The 16,607-nt window shown below is 46.3% G+C and carries 10 protein-coding genes; 1 reads left to right on the top strand and 9 read right to left on the bottom strand.

The window, feature by feature from the left end:
* The first annotated feature begins 8 nt into the window (after positions 1-8).
* Positions 9-842 (top strand): phytanoyl-CoA dioxygenase family protein, encoded by an 834-nt coding sequence (locus tag ASG89_RS13810; protein ID WP_057311289.1) that lies wholly within the window; start codon positions 9-11, stop codon positions 840-842.
* An 85-nt stretch (positions 843-927) separates the two neighbouring features.
* On the opposite strand, the gene ASG89_RS13805 is transcribed toward ASG89_RS13810, so the two are convergent.
* The 9 genes from ASG89_RS13805 to ASG89_RS13765 form a co-directional block, all read right to left on the bottom strand.
* Positions 928-1,248 carry a helix-turn-helix domain-containing protein gene (locus ASG89_RS13805; RefSeq protein ID WP_057311288.1) on the bottom strand — a complete coding sequence of 107 codons (321 nt, stop codon included), beginning with the start codon at positions 1,246-1,248 and terminating at the stop codon, positions 928-930.
* Positions 1,249-1,309: 61 nt separating this feature from the next.
* Positions 1,310-8,386, bottom strand: a complete 7,077-nt coding sequence (locus ASG89_RS13800) for a polysaccharide lyase family 8 super-sandwich domain-containing protein (RefSeq protein ID WP_082593165.1) — start codon at positions 8,384-8,386, stop codon at positions 1,310-1,312.
* A gap of 75 nt (positions 8,387-8,461) precedes the next feature.
* Positions 8,462-10,033 (bottom strand): extracellular solute-binding protein, encoded by a 1,572-nt coding sequence (locus ASG89_RS13795; protein ID WP_057311286.1) that lies wholly within the window; start codon positions 10,031-10,033, stop codon positions 8,462-8,464.
* A gap of 65 nt (positions 10,034-10,098) precedes the next feature.
* A complete protein-coding gene (locus tag ASG89_RS13790) occupies positions 10,099-10,965 on the bottom strand; it encodes a carbohydrate ABC transporter permease (RefSeq protein ID WP_057311285.1) in 867 nt (288 codons plus the stop codon).
* 2 nt (positions 10,966-10,967) lie between these two features.
* Positions 10,968-11,822 (bottom strand): ABC transporter permease, encoded by an 855-nt coding sequence (locus ASG89_RS13785; RefSeq protein WP_235549758.1) that lies wholly within the window; start codon positions 11,820-11,822, stop codon positions 10,968-10,970.
* Between the two features lie 296 nt (positions 11,823-12,118).
* Positions 12,119-13,657 (bottom strand): response regulator, encoded by a 1,539-nt coding sequence (locus ASG89_RS13780; protein ID WP_057311284.1) that lies wholly within the window; start codon positions 13,655-13,657, stop codon positions 12,119-12,121.
* A 79-nt stretch (positions 13,658-13,736) separates the two neighbouring features.
* Positions 13,737-15,554 (bottom strand): sensor histidine kinase, encoded by a 1,818-nt coding sequence (locus ASG89_RS13775; protein WP_057311283.1) that lies wholly within the window; start codon positions 15,552-15,554, stop codon positions 13,737-13,739.
* 175 nt (positions 15,555-15,729) lie between these two features.
* Positions 15,730-16,023, bottom strand: coding sequence for an HPr family phosphocarrier protein (locus ASG89_RS13770; protein WP_057311282.1), 294 nt, complete (start codon positions 16,021-16,023; stop codon positions 15,730-15,732).
* A 135-nt stretch (positions 16,024-16,158) separates the two neighbouring features.
* Positions 16,159-16,437, bottom strand: coding sequence for a hypothetical protein (locus ASG89_RS13765; RefSeq protein WP_235549756.1), 279 nt, complete (start codon positions 16,435-16,437; stop codon positions 16,159-16,161).
* Positions 16,438-16,607 lie beyond the last annotated feature (170 nt).

Here is a 16,607-nt window from a genome sequence, read left to right as displayed (position 1 = left end):
GACTTTAAATGAACGACAATATTCAAATTGATGAAGAGACGAAGCAGACTTATGTACTAACCGAGGAACAAATCGCCTCCTATCAGAAGGATGGACATCTGCTTCTAAAAGGCGTGGCTAATCCGTCCTTAATCAATCAGTACCGCCCCATCATCCACTCGGAAGTGACTCGGCTAAACAATGAAACCCGTCCGCTGCACGAACGAGATACCTACGGCAAGGCGTTCATTCAGATTAGCAACCTATGGGAGATCAGTGAAGCCGTCCGCCCGCTCGTATTCATGCGCCGTTTCGCCAAAATTGCCGCACAATTGATGGGGGTCTCCGGTGTGCGTATGTATCACGATCAGGCACTGTTCAAGGAACCGGGCGGCGGGCATACCCCATGGCATCAAGATCAGATTTATTGGCCAGTCGATACCGAAAATACGATCACGCTGTGGATGCCACTGGTCGACATCCCGCAGGAGGTGGGCTCCATGCAGTTTGCATCCGGCTCCCATAAGCGTGGGTACATTAGCAAGTTGGTCATTTCCGACGAATCGCACAAAACGCTCGCCCAGCATATTGAGGCTGAGAATTACCCACTTGTTTCATATGGTGCGATGGCGGCCGGTGATGCGACGTTTCACGCAGGCTGGACCTTGCACAGCGCACCTGGCAATCCGACGCCTAACACACGCGAAGTCATGACCATCATCTACGTGGCAGATCGGACGACAGTGCTTGAACCAGACACAAAAGCGCGTCAAAACGACCTTGCCCGTTGGATGCCAGGCCTGAAATCAGGCGATCTCATCGACAGTCCGCTCAATCCCTTGATGTATCGAGAAGGTAAGTAAAGGTGGCAATAGCTATTGCATCATTACTTACCACCAAGTTCCTGAAAATAGGAGGGACGGATGAAATGCCGTCCACTCCTATTGTTCACCGTTTATATTGTCCAGGTGTAACCCCTTGCATATCTTTAAAGATTTTGATGAAATATTTCGAGCTTCGAAACCCCGTTTTTTCTGCTATTTCTCTAACTTTCAACCGATCATCCTCCAAATACTCACAAGCCTTCTTAATCCGAATTTCATTTAATACATGGATAAAAGTCCGATGGGTACAGCTTTTGAGAATATGATTGACATAGGTGGTACTTAAGGAAACCTCTGCACACAGCTGCTCCAATGACAAATCCTTCATATAATTCCCTTCCATATAGGCTATGATTCGCTCAAAATATCGATACTGTCGCTCCAAGACTCCCCCTCCTTTACGAAAGAAACCACAGCCGTGAGATTTCAGCTGTGGCGCATTTCTGTTAATTCATAAACCCAAGCTTCTGTAATACCCGCTTCAGCATGACAGAAGCTTGAGCCCGCGAAGCTTCAGCGGAAGGCTCGAATGCGGTATCGCTCATACCGCTCATGATGTTCAAGTTCAATGCTTCGCCGACGGCTGTGACTGCCCAACTGGATATAGCATTTCGATCGGTAAATTGGTTAAGTATGTGTTCACTGTTTACACTTGCTTTTGCTTTCCCATCTACCGTCTTGATAGCCCTGACCATTAAGACGGCCAGTTGTTCCCGTGTCAAAGTTCCGTTCGGCTGAAAGGTTCCATCTTCGAAGCCGTCGATCAGATCAGCATTCACGGCAGCTCCGACTGAACCAGCAAACCAAGCCGTACTGGAAATATCCGCAAAGTGCGACGTGCTTCGATCCTCCTTAAGACCAAGCCCTCGTACTAATAAAGTGACAAACTCAGCACGTGTCATACTCAGATCCGGACTAAAGACATCTTTACTTACGCCGTTCACGATCATCTTGGAAGCCAGCTGTTCGATATCCGCTTTCGCCCAATGCTGTGCAAGATCCGTGAACGATTTATTCGTTTTGGCAATCGTGTAGATGCTGTTGCCATTGCGAATAATAGTTACTGTCGTTTGGCCATCCTTGACCTTAAAAGTGGCTGGTACGAAAGTCAGGCTGCCCGTTGCCGGGTCATACAGCAGAACCGTTGTCTGATCGATGTTCACAGATCCCTCTATAACAACGGAACGGGAGACATACATACTGCCGAAGTTGTCGATCTCTTGCGTCTTCCCGTTGCCTTCCACACTGACGTGAAAGTCGACAGGCGCTGCCAGAAGCTCAACCCCGGCAACACGGGAGCTATCTTCAATAGCCTTGCTCTTCGTGTCATCGACCTGCTCGATGGAGACTACGATATTTAAATGCTTGATATCGGTTCCTACCGATTTCGCCGCATCTGCCAGCTGGATCGCATCAACAGGCAAAACATAACCGTATTTGCCAGCCTGGATGGAGATAGCGGCCAATGGTACATTCTTGGCTGCTTGGGCTATCGCTGATGCCGGCAGCACTACGCTCATACCCGCATGCTCGGCATCCACTTGAATCGTAATCATTTGTTGCGATTGTCCCTCAATCATTTCAAAGGCCTGAGCCAATGTTTCCGAACCGACTTGCAGCTTGGTGATCTTGGTACCGTCCGGTCGCGTCTCTATTTCCCCTGCGCCTGTCACCTTCACGCCGTCGGCGTCATTCACAAGCACCGGATTGGAATCGGAAGGTGTGACTGGCGTGGTTGGAGCGCTTGGCGCCGAACCTGATTCCTCATCCGAATCGCCTCCTCCTGCCGCTTCAGCACGGTACACTTTGACGATATATGCGGAAGTTGCTCCGCTAGCGGCGGTTACGTGAACAGTGAAGATGTTCTCCCCTACAGCCAGCACCTTTTCTCCCAAATCTGTCGCTTCGATAACAGCTGCGCTGTCCTTAGCCGTGGCCGTGATCACGGTAGATGTCACATCATGTTCCACTGATGCGGAATAACTCGCAATTTCTGTATTAAAACCGGGATTGAGTGTCATTTCGCTCAACGCCAAAGCCTCAAGAGAAGCATCAGCGCTAGGCAGAGGTGTTGTATCTGTGATAGTAACCACAAGCGATACATTAGCCCCTGCGCTGAATTCATACTTCAGTGCCAGTGAACCTAACAACTGCGCAACTAGATATGCTTTTTTCAAGGTAACCTGGTTGCCGACAACCGAGTAGTCCCTTCCCTCCACCAATGTTGCGCTGCCATCACTAATGCTTTCCAGACGGTTGCCGTTCAGGGATACCGCTATGGCGATATCCTTGAAATCTGGGCTGCTCACATTTTCATCGAAATTTACTGATATTGGATCGATAGCTGCATCATGAACGGCTCCGTCATATGCGTGAGTAACCACTTCGAGATAAGGATGTTTGCTTGTGTTTTCGCTAGAATAAACGAACATCTTCCGCCCTACGAGCACTTCCTGAACAAGTGCCAGATCGAGCATAGATCCGTTCTTAAGCTGTTTCCTTGCAAAATCTGTAATATCGTAGCTTTTATCGGCTTCAATATTCGTAAATCGGTTTTCTACTGAAATCGCCTTACCCAGCGACGGCTTGTTTGTATACTTGGCCGAAGCTTCGTCCCAGCTGTTCAGAACAGGTTTCACAACGGTGTCGACGAAGGTGCCGCCGGTATCTTCCAATTTTCCCGTCGCATGGAACTTAACCGATTCGATTTCTCCGGCAATGCCGCTCAGGTCAAATGTGAAATAAGCTTCCCGGAAATCGTCTCCCCCTGCGTTCTTCACATACAGCTTCGTTTCGTTGCCATACGAATCCTCTTGATAAATACCGGAGCGGATAAACGTATCCTTGTCCGGAAACCGTGTTGTTACCGTCGGATTGGCCGAAGGTACCAGCACTCGTACTTTTGCCGTCTTCGTGACTCCATTCAGATCAACTACAACTTCGATCTCAGCTGTTCCGGGACCGATTGCCGTGATAGTTCCTGCCGAATCTACAACAGCAACTGTCTCATTATTGCTGGAATACGATACGCCTGCCTGACTAAAATCCACCGCACCTTGATCGTCCAACGTTGCGGTCAACACCGCAGCTGTGGAACTTCCAGTTTCGACAACTCTGAATTCAGCATCGAATTCTGCCGACTCCAGAACGGGGACCGTAAAGTCAGCGACTTCCGTAGACGGATCGAACATGAAACTCACGTTATGTGTTTTCCCTGGGTCAACCGTCGTATCCACCTCGAACTTGATCGTCGGAGACAGCTGAAGTACAGTCACTGTACTATCCTTGCTGATTACACCTAATCCCTGCTTCTTGATCTCGAAGCTGATCTTGTCCTGCTTGTGGGTCGGATCAGAAACCGCAAGTTGCAGTTCATTGCCAGCTTCCTTTACCATGAGGGAGGAGGGATCGTTCGCTTTGACACTGCCCAATACCCCTCGCTTCCAGAAATTCATGCCTGTGATGCCCAATGTCGTATCCGTTACAGCCTGTACGTCAGAAGTATTCGAAAGAATCGTTACATCTGGCGTCCCACTATAGACAGCAACATCTGCGGCATCCATCTTAGGCAGCTGAATATAGCTGTATGCCGCATCATGAGGCTTAACATCGTGATTCAACCATAGCGTCATGTAATTACGGGTATGCCAGATATGGAAGAAATCGAAGCCGGCCAACGCTTCCACGATCGTCCCTGTACCGCTTTGCGCATAGAGTCCCATTTTCACACCCAGGTTGAGCCGATCCGTACCGGCTAAAGGATTCGTGAACGTGTATAGGGGTTCGCCCCAAGACGATTCACTGCCGCCGGCATAAACCGTATACTGATCGCCGCTTTTGTCAATCTTCAGGAATACGTCCCCCGTCACTACTGCAGGGATAGGGAAGTCAACGGCCTGAGCAATCCCATCGATCTCGTTGACAGCGATAATTCGGGAGCCCTGGGCGGTCATCCCTTTGACCACAGATACGTAATTGTCGTCATCCTTGCGGATGAGAATGCCTGCTTCCTGCCCCTGCTGCGTCGGCGAGAAATCTAGCGACGTTGTGAGATAGAAATCTTCCTTAGGTGCTGCGGTCTGGAACAGGTTCGGCGTGGAATTGGCGCTCTCCCGCAAGGTTCCCTGCTGTGAAGTAATTTGCAGCTCGGTGCCTGTCAGGGCATAATGCGTCCGGTCCTCGCGAAGCCATGACCAGTTGGTTGCACGGTTGGCACTGTTGAATTCATCATAACCGGGGAAGAAGAACTTCTCGTTAATATCTTTCGATTTGCCTTCCCGCTCTTCTCTTAGCATCTGAACATCCGTACCTCCAGGGAATACGTATCCCCCCGTACCGTTAAGATAAATCCATTGGGTGTCGTCCAGCTGCGCTTGCTGTCCCATGGGTGTATGATCAACTGTGCCATTGACGATTAGTGCATTGTCACCAGTCGCATTCAAGGGGCGATTGTCCACAATCGTCTCGATGGGTCTATCGGAGGAACTAGTGATGCCTGCGCCCAACGCCACAATTTCATCGTCAAACATAAACCAAGACTTCTTGGCCGAAACATCCATATCCGAATAATGATGTTGTTTGAAGTCCATGCCTGCCGTACCGTATTCACGATCCATCGATACGCCGCCGGCCCAGCTGTTTGTCATCAGCTCCCCGTCACCTGCGAACTTGCTTATATCCACATATGGACGGTTGGCGGATGTAGCTGCAGGCCGATTCATATCTCGGTCGACAGTAATACCTGGTAATCGGCTTGGATCTGCTGTGGTCCAGAATAGAGACAGATAATCCAAGGGATCTAGGTATAGCTGCGTCATTCCGTCGGCTTCATACCAGCCCTTCAGGTTCTCATTGCTTACAGTCTCATAGTTCGCTATGCGGTCAGAATGCATCGAGATGCTGTACAGCCAGTCGTTGCCTCTGTGGACCACATTGTCTTGATTGTAGAAATTAAAGTTGCCTCTCGGCGGCGTGTATGCCTGAACCATCGGGTCGTTTAGAATTTCCTTGGCTTTTTGCATACTCCAGATGGTTGATGTGCTCAGAAAAGATCGGACGCTTGCGTTTTCAATATGGTATTTGATCGCACTTTTCTGCTTATCCACAAATGGGTTTCCGGCTAGTTCAACCTGTGTCAGCAGCGCATTGACGATGCCATATCCCAAGAAGGTATACTCTCTGGATATTTCCCTGCCGTCGATCGCATTGATGATTTGTCCCTTGTACATGTTAGGGTCGAACGCTTCAAAGTACCAGTCGAAAATATTCGACTTCTGTGGGTCTTCATTATCCCATTCGCTGCCGCTTACTAGCCATAATGTATCCGTGATGTCCTGTAGAAGTGCTTTGCCGTATCCACCCGCATAAGGAAAATAATCGTGCTGGATGAAAGAACCGTCATCATAAAACCCGTCGCCAGACTTCACATTCGGAAACACGTCCGTCAATCCGTTAGAACCCATTTGAATTCTGCTGCTGTTCTTTCCAGTAATTCCTCTCAGAATCAGTGCCTTGCTGATGTACACACGGTTTGCCCCGGTGTACGACGCCGAAGGGTCGAACTTATCAATGCCCCTGTTCAACTTATCGATTAGATCGGGATGGGCACTGTATGGAATCGTCTCGTATAAAAGGATCATAGAGTCATTGATATTGTTCGGCACATTGACCCGCCAATCGAACCAATTGTCATACATAGCGATGTTCTCGTTATAGCGCGTCGCATTGAAACGATCCCAGCTATCGAGGATATCGTGAAGCAACGCCTCATTTTGATAATAAACCGAACCGTAAGTCGCCCATGCCTTAGACATCGCTCTCAGCCGTGCCGATGCCGTTGCCAACTCTACCGACTTGGTCGTTGATGTCAAATCCGCCCAAGTATAGGTCGTTTTATTCAGCGAGTCCCAGTAGTTTTTGGCATCACCGTCCAAGGAACGGATAATCTGATTGATATCCGGATCGTTCATGTCATACGAATCGTCGGGGTTATAGCCGGTCAGCTTCTGAACATACTTGAGTCTCAGCTCATCATACTGATCCAGAGCAACAGGGTACACCCGAACCAACACGGGTGACGACTCTTGCGTAATGCCGTTCAGCGTAACAACCGCTTTGATACTGGCCGGTCCTGCATAGACCGCATTCGCCACACTATTTCCTGCACTCGCGAACGCAAGGCTGCCGTTGTTGCTCACATAGGTTACGGTTGCCTGTGACAGATCCGCCGTCGATCCGTCTTTCATCTTTCCGGCTACAGTAAACGAAACGGTTTGTCCTGGCTTCACCGTATCCGCGCTTGGCGACAATGTAACCTCCTTCAGGATATTCAGTTCCTCGTAGACGAACGTGTAGCTTGATCCCGTCGAGAGGTTGCCCGCCACATCCGATGTCTTGAAGGTGAGCGTATAGGACTGACCAGCATTCAGATTGGCTGCTTGGAAGGCTCCACTGCCTTTGGCCACAGTGCTGAGAAGTATGTTCCCATTATAAATGTTCACACCAGCATAATCGGCATCCGTCGGATCCGTCCAAGTTAGTAGGTACTCACCGTTAACCAAGCTTCCCGACAGATTGGTGACTTCGGCAGGTGCAGCACCGTCAGCGGTAAGCGAAATGGTAGCCGTCTTTGTGACACCATCCAGGGTGACGGATGCTATGATATTGGCGGTACCGTTAGAGACGGCCCTAGCTACACCAACAGAGGGGTTATCAATTACGATATGTGGACTATCACTCGCATATTGGACGGTCGCGCCGGACAAATTCGCTGGCGTATTCGTATCCAACATCCCCGTCTCTGTGAGGTTGGCCGTCTGGTTCAGGCCGATAGATGTAGCGTCGGATTGTAATGTAACCGATTTCAAAGTTGGCGTACCGTTGATCACAAGATATGGCTTGGCTTTTTGGCCTGTTGTATCATTAACGCTCGTGGTATGCGATTCAAGTCGGATCAACGCATTCGAGCCTGCTACAGCAAACGTGGCAATTTTATTCGCAGTAAGCTCACTTTGGATAAAAGCGGTCACGTCTAGGCTTGCCCAAGCAGAACCTGATAGGTTAGGAGGAAATGTCATGGAACCGATTACATTAGTTCCGAGATTAGGCTTCGTATTCCAAGTAATCGTGCCCTCATTCCAATTGTCGGCATTCGGCGTATTCACGCCATATACTTTTGCTGTTACCGTATTAGGTGCAGTTTCAGAGTTTCTACCGTACAAGTACAAAGTAGCCGACGTGATATGCTCGGGATAATTGCTTAGATCAAATTGAAGATAAGCCTCCCTTGTTGCTTCTTTGACGTTCAGGTATTGAGGTTTATTGGCGCCATCCCCACCATTAATCATATTGCTATAATCGGGACTAGAAACCGTTTTCCTCACAAAGTTATCTTGGGAAGCGATTACATTGTATTGCTGGGCAGAAGCTTTCGCGATAGGAACGCCAAGCCCAGTGAACAAGCTGATCACCATCGTCAAGGCTAGCACAGCCGATAAGCTTCTTCTTGCAAATCTTTCCATCATGAACCCTCCCTTTCTAAAATGGAGAGGCAGTCCATGATACTAGGACTGCCTCTTTGAGAACTCATCATCCGTACATTATTTTTTCACTTTGGCATACCACTCTCTTGCACGCTTCGTTACTTCTTCCCCGCCGGACTTATTCCACTTCTCGACGAATTCATCAAACTTGCTGATCGGATATTGCCCAAGGATAATCTTAGTCGCGTACTCGACATACAGTGTACGGTTATTAATATCCGCAAAACCATCATAGATACTAGCAGGCAAACCGTCTCCCGCAATCGTTTTCACGTATTTCTGATTCTCCGCCATGTTTCTAGTATTTTGCCCTAACGCCCATACACGCTCAGGTGAAGTCGCATTTTTCAATAAATTTGTTTTGTATTCCAGCGTATCTAGATCGTTAAATGGTTGGAACAGCTTATTCTCTTGCGTGCTCTTATCTGGGGCGATGGACACTTTTTTGCCATCCTTCACTTCATGGTGCATACCTTCAGCACCGTAGAACAAATTCTCCCATTTGCTCTTGTCATACAGATTATTCAAAAGCTTCATGGTAGCCATCAGCTTTTTCTGATCCTTATTGTTTTTGACAACCCAGATCGGGCTTCCCATCTTCTTCTGCGTATAGAATCCTTTGAATCCTGGAACTTCTGGGATAGGTAGAACGGAGTAGTCACCCTTCACGTTGGTGTTTTTGAAGATTTTCTCCACATGTCCACCAGCATCCTCAGACCAGTGATAATAAATACCTACCTTATCGGAATCGATTTTGCCGTCCCATTGCGCCTTGTTATTCAAAAGGCTCTCTTTATCCAGTAATCCGTCCTTATACAGCTTGGCAATAAACTCCAACGAAGCTTTCATATTTGGAGTCACAGCTGCGTAAGTCAACTTCCCATCGTAGATGTCCCAGTCGGGTTTACCTTCATTCATAGCTACGCCATACATGGCGAACAATTCATCCATCCATGCTGCCTGCTCACGACCGCCTGTCGGAAGTTCATCTTTCTTACCGTTACCGTTCGGATCCTTATCCCGGAATGCTTCCAGCACTTTGACAAACTCTTCTTGCGTCTTCGGCATCGGCAGGCCGACTTTATCCAGCCAATCTTTGCGGATCAATCCGCCCATTCTTCCATAATCCAACACACCAGGCACATAATAAATGCGACCTTGACCTGTAGGATCATTAGCCTTCACAATCTCCCACACATCTTTGGGAATAGCATTCCATAGATTGGGTGCATATTTGGGAAGGAGGTCCGTCAAATCCGCAATAGCACCGTTCTTGGCTAGGCTTGCTTCCATACCTTGCTGCGGGAAGAACATATCTGGCATTTCATTCGCTGCAATTTTCAAATTCAATTGATTCAGATATGATGTCCCGCCGTTCCATTCCACATAAGGGTGGATGACACCGACACCGAGTTCCTTTTTATAAAACTCATATAGTTTGCTGCCTTTCTCAATTGGCTTATACCCGAGATTCGAGTACCAGACTTCAAGATCTACCAATTCCTCAGTTGCAGATGGGCTATTGGATTGACTTTGGCTGCCCGTCTCTTCTTTCTTGGCACAGCCGCTGAATACGGATACCGCCATTGCCGCAGTTAACGTAATAACACTTAGCTTCTTCCATGACATTTGTGAATTCCCCCTAAATTGGTATTCATATTTAATAGCCCTTAGGGCTTCTAAACCGAGATGGATTACCCTTTCACAGAGCCGATCATGGCTCCTTTGACAAAGTATTTCTGCACGAAAGGATAGATGAGAACAACTGGGATAATGGCAAATACAACAGTAGCAGATTTCAGCGTTCGCTCACTATAATTAATATCCATAATCGACTCGACAAAAGGCATTTCATTCGGATCGGTAATAAACTGTCTGATCTTCAACTGGAGGGGAAACCAATCCGGATTTTGGATGAAAAAGAGCGGATGTTGGAATTGGTTCCACACTACAACCCCATAGAATAACGCCAGTGTCGCCAACACAGCTTTGGATAGCGGAAGCACGAAGTAGAACAACATTCGGAAATAGCCGCAACCTTCCATAAAAGCCGCTTCCTCCAGTTCCTTCGGAAACTGTTTAAAGAATGTCCTCATAATGATTAGATTAAAAGGACTTAATATATGGGGGATGACCAGAACCAACGGATTGTTATACAAGCCGATGCTTCGTACCGTAAGAAAATAAGGGACGATTGGAGCCTTGAACACCATCGTAATGACCACTGCGACCATGAGAATACCTGCGGGAAGGAATTCTTTTTTAGATAAAGGATACGCTAAGAGTGCAGTGACCAGCAAGGCGAGAAATGTGCTGATAACGGTTGTAAACACGGTCAAGATGAAGGATCTCCACAAATCCCATCGCGCTAGCAAATATGACCATGAGTCTAACGTGAATTCCTTGGGCCAGATCGTCACTAGGTTTAAATCCACGGCCCGGCTCGAACTGAACGAGATCGAGATAACCGACAGGAGTGGAATCAGGGCAATGACCGAGAAGATACATAGCAATACCAAGATGCCATACCCAAACGCCTTTTCACTTTTGGACAAATGCATAGTTACCAAAGCCCCCCATCCGAAACTTTCCTGGACAATCGATTGAACGTGTAGACCAGGATAAATCCGATGATTGACTGAAACAAACCAACGGCTGTCGCAAAGCTGTATTGTGCTTGCTGAATACCCGTCCGGAACACATAAGTATCCAGTATATCTCCGGCACTATACGTCATTGGCGTCAACAGGTTATAGACATGATCGAAGCCAAGTTCCATAAAATTGCCGATTTCCAGTAGGAACAGGACTAGAATCGTCGGAAGCAACAACGGGAATGTCACATATTTCATCTGTTTGAATCTCGACGCGCCATCCATCATGGCCGATTCATAAAGCTGCGGATCAATGGAACTGATCGCTGCCATGTAGACGACCGTGCCCCAGCCAGCGTCCCTCCATAACCCTGTAAGTACATAGATCGGTCGGAAATAAGAGCTTTCTTGCATAGCCAATACAGGTTCATGGCCGAACCAACCGATTACCAAATTGAACAATCCACTCGTCGCGAACAAATCAAAGGCGATCCCCGCTACGATGACCCACGACAGGAAATGCGGAATATATAAAGCCGTTTGAATCCCTTTCTTGAGCGCTGCTTTCCTGACCTCATTAATCATTAGTGACAACAGGATCGGTACTGGGAATACGAACAGCGTCTTCAATATGCCTAAAATGAGCGTATTCGTAAAAACGCGATTGAAATCTGGGTAATCAAGCAACATCTTAAAGTGCTTGAAGCCAACCCAAGGACTGTCCATAAAGCCTTTAAACACCGAATAATCCTGAAAAGCGATCAACGATCCGGTTAACGGAATGTACTTAAAGATAATAATAAAAGCAATACCAGGGACAGCCATCACATAAAGCGGCCAATAGGTTCTTATATTGCGCCAAAGCAATGAGAAAGGACGTACTCGCGTCCGCTTTGCCAATTCCCCCTTGCCGGCAACAGACATTGTGCTGTTCATTTGATTCTCTCCACATCCTTCGTGTTTATCTGTCTTTTGAATCCGTTTTCATGATAAAAATATACCGTGATTCCACTAAAAGCTCAAAGGGTGGTTTTTAAGTTTACACTAGGGTACTTTTAAGTTTTCCGACAAAAAACACCCCTTCCCTCCTTGTTTTGGGAGAAAGGGTGCTTCACATTTAGCTATATTTTACACTTTTTTCTATATTCGGTTGGTGTACAGCCGTTCATTCTTTCGAACAGTTTGCTAAAATGATTCGTATCCGCATACCCCACCATTTGGCAAATTTCATATATTTTCAAGTCCGTTTCTTCTAACAACTCTTTTGCTTTCTTTATGCGGATTCCCATCAAATAGCTTAAGTACGTGTCACCGGTCTTTTCCTTAAACAACTGGCTTAAATAATACGGGTTAATAAAGAATCGGGCAGATAAGTCCGCCAAGGTGATGTTACTATTATAATGGACGGCTACGTACTCCTTGATATCGGAGATTACATCTTTTTTCTTCGGCGTACTGCGTGTCAACTTCTGCTCAATGATGCGTTCAGTCGCTTGAATTAACCATAATTTCAATTCGTCCAGTGTTTTGAATCGGGATAATTCATCCTGTGAAAGCATGTATTTACCAAGGAAGTCATTCATCTGTAGTTGCATAAACGTCATTCGTCTCATACTGGATAATAAAATAATCAATATTTGATGCTGTAGGTCGGCAAGATTCAACCTATTCTCCACTTCAATGATCTTAAAGATCCGTTCAATGACAGCCCTGCTTCCTTCGGCATCCATATCTTCGATGGATTTCTCCAACAGTGCCATATCCTCCTCCGATACGATGCTGCTGCTGTCGGAAATCCGCTCCGTCTCCTTGAATGGGATAACGGCATTGCTGCCCTTAATCAACTTATAGCGCAGCGCCTGCTGTGCCTCTTCAAATGAAGTGCTCAATCCCGCTGGTACTGGATAAGGCTGACCAATCCCCACCGATACCGACATCCCCCCTGTTTGGTTGAACCATTCTTGCAATATTTTCACATCACGAATCAGATTGGATTCATCAAACCTCTTCTCATTCACGATAATGACTACAAATTGAGAGCCTTCATATCGGAATGCTTGCATCTGGTCGTAGTGTCTTAAGTCGTTCCTCAATCTGCCCAGGATACGTTCTTCCTGCAACTTGCCGATCTCACACCCGAACTCCAATAGCGCACATACGCAGTCATGACCTGAAACAGGTACATGCAACACATTCAATATTTGAGTGTTATGGGATTCAGGGTTGTACCCCGTCATTAGCATACCTTTTAGCACCAATTCATTCTCTTGCCGTACTTGCACATGTTCCAAGTTGATCTCGGCTATGACTTTGGTTACGCATTCTTCAAGTTCTTCTTCTTCAACAGGCTTGGTCAGATAAGACTTAACTCCCAGTTCGATCCCTTGTCTTGCATACTCAAAATCGGCATAACCACTCAAAATAATGAATTTGGCCTTACTGCCGGAAGATATCAAATTGCGAATCATCTGTAAGCCGTCCAATTGCGGCATTTGGATATCCGTTATTACGATGTCTGGCTGCATTTCCTGAACAAGCTTACAACCCTCGATGCCATTGTGCGCCGTTCCAACAACTTCACATGTGGGCAGATATCGTCTCACAATGGTTTTTAAGCCATCTACGATCCCTTTCTCGTCATCTATAATGACCAGCCTCATAGTTAAACTCCCCCTTCGCGTTTTTTTTGAAGCCCTTCATACTAAGGGAACTTTGCGTGGAGCTCACAGTCTCTCCTTGTTACTGTCGTCTGGGTATACGAAATTCAACAACCGTTCCTTCGCCCCGCAAGGAATTCACTGTCATGTCATAGCGATCTCCATATTGCAGCTTGATCCGCTCAGCAATATTTCTCAAGCCTATGCTCATCCCCGAAGCTTCTATTAAGTCATCCAACTTTAACTTGTTCGCTTCTGCCTCAGCCAGGTTCTTGTTCAGTTCTTCGACTTGTGATGTATCCATGCCCTCCCCGTCATCCGAAATTCGGATCCAGAGATCGTTATCATCCGTAATCGTTCCTTCCAGATAAATATTCATGACCTTGCTATAGTCATGAAAACCATGGTTGATGCTATTTTCAACAATCGGCTGGAATAAAAGCGGCAGGATGCGGCATTGCAACACTTCTTCGCTCATTTGGACATGCAGTTTGAATCGGTCGTCGAACCTAATATTTTGAAGCTTCAAATAGTTCACGGTATAATCCACTTCATTCTTAACCAAGTGATGACCTGCTTCTTTCCCCAAAGATAATCGAAACATACGGGCGAGAATCTTAATCATGCCGGCGATTTCGTCCTGTTCCTTTACAAGCGCTTTCATTCGAATGGATTCGAGCGTATTGTAGAGCATATGGGGATTAATCTGGTGCTGAAGTGCAAGAAACTCCGCATGTCTTTGCTTGATTTCTGCCAGATAGACCTCTTCAATAAGCGTCTTGATCGTGATGATCATCTTGTTATAGCTACGTATCAGACTTCCGATTTCATCATTGGGAATTTTCAGTTCAATCGGATGGTATAGTCCCGCTTCTGCTTGCTTCATGCTTCTTCGAAGATTCATAATAGGCCGGGTAATGTAAGAACTCATGGCAATCGAGATCACAATAATAAACAAAAAACTAATCGCGATGACCAAAATGGTCGAAACTTTCATATTACCAATTTTCAGCAGCAATTTATCCCGAGGAATCTCCGTTCTTACCATTAGCTGGTTCGATGCCATGCTCCCAGTTAGTACAATCATTGTCTCATCATTCTTATCCATTCCAGGACTGTTCTGACTGGCTGAAAGCTGTTTCCAGTTCGTCTTGCCGCTGGTCAGATCGGAGTGGTAAACCATTTCTCCCTTTTTGTTACTGACGATAACCCGCATATCGTAACGATCCCGAGCCACGATAAAATTCTCATTCAGCTTCAGCAAATGGGAAGGGTCCATATCAATCAACAGGACACCTGCGTAAGAACCATCAGAGTTCAGCAGCACTCTGCCGACGGTTATAACCGCACCCTCACCTTTATCCTCATAGTAGGAGCGATCGTGGAGTGGCGTGATGAACAATGTTTCCTCTGGACCCACACTCTTCTTATACCAATCCTGTTGCAACAGGATACTTTCATTTACTACGTTGGAGCTGTTCGAGTAATGATAGACTTTATTCCCTTTCGTGATCAGCGTCATGTAGCTGATTTCCGGCTTAAGCAACGCGATCCTCATGAGAATTCGATTGATCATATTATTATTGACAATCATTTCTGACATAGGAAGCTTCTCTTCGCCTAGACGAGACAGGATATCGTTGTCAATCAGGACCGTCTTGGTCACCCTGTCATACTCCTGAAGAAAGTCGTTCATCGATGATTCGATCTGCGACGTATATAGCGCAGCAAACTCTTGCGAAGCTTCTTCCAAACTATTAGCTGATTGGTAATAAATGATTATACTTACAATTAATAGCGGAATAATGCAGACAAAGAGATAGCTGGCCAAAAACCTCTGATTCAACTTCATGTTCGGCACAACGTTAATCAGCCATTTGATCCATTTCGTTAGGGCCATAGGTATTCCCCTTCGGTAAGTTATGGGTTGTCTCTCCCATAGTAACATACACTTTCTTTAAGCAACAATACAGGAAAAAGAGAGGCTGCAACGTTGCTAAAAAGCCTTACGAAAAATCGTAAGGCCAATCTCATTTGAAATAATGACCATGACTTCCTCTCCGGCTTACCCATCATCAAGAACTTCGAGAGTACATTGTATGTAAATCATCATCTTGATTTTGTAAATAAGTAGATACACCCTCGAACGCTTGCTGTGCATCGATACCGTCAAGTTGAAGAGCGATGGTTGATTGTTCTCGAAGTGACATACTCCAGGATACGATCCCTAGGAGGCCTTTCGCATTCACCTTTTCTCCGTGTGAACCTAAATAAATCTGACTCGTATATTGATTCGCCATGGCTACAAAATTCAACACACGATCCAGCGTCCAGGGTTGATCCAACGTAAATGTCCAATCTATTTTCATAAGTACTCCTCCTCTAAGCTATTTATTCAAAAAAAAGAGACACAAACATCCTAATAAGGATGAAGCATCTCCAGTCATCTGGTCGGGGCGTTCGGAGAAAAAACCTAATTCCTCGCCATGGTTCCATCAGCAGGATCAAAACAACGGCACCCTGTATTTATCTCCCTGTTCCGAGTAGAGAATAGCCTCCGAGTTGTACAAATCAACTTGCTTTAGAGATGTTTGAATATTCCCTAGCGTCAGTTTATTCGTCTTTAAAGCATGGAGCAAAGAAGGAATCTGTTTATGATCCGTACCGATTAAATTCACATTCACTGTTTCTTGATTGAATAGAATATTGGTTTTATTATAATCGCCCCATCGATCCACTTTATTTAAGTTTGTAAGGTTTAAAGAGTCCAATAATACGCCCATTACACTTCCACTCCTCTTTGTAAAATAAGAAAAAGCATGGATTCATTGATCCATGCTTCCGGATGACCAGTCAGCTTTTAATTCCGATTAATTCAATGTGTTTTATAAGTTTTAATTTATCATCGTTGTGCACTATTGTCAACCCAGGCCATACATATTCTGTGCCCCTC

Origin of the sequence: Paenibacillus sp. Soil766, from assembly GCF_001428105.1 — a bacterium.
Lineage (GTDB): Bacteria > Bacillota > Bacilli > Paenibacillales > NBRC-103111 > Paenibacillus_E.
Note: the sequence above shows the minus strand (reverse complement) of the source record. Positions and strands in the feature narration are given on the sequence as shown.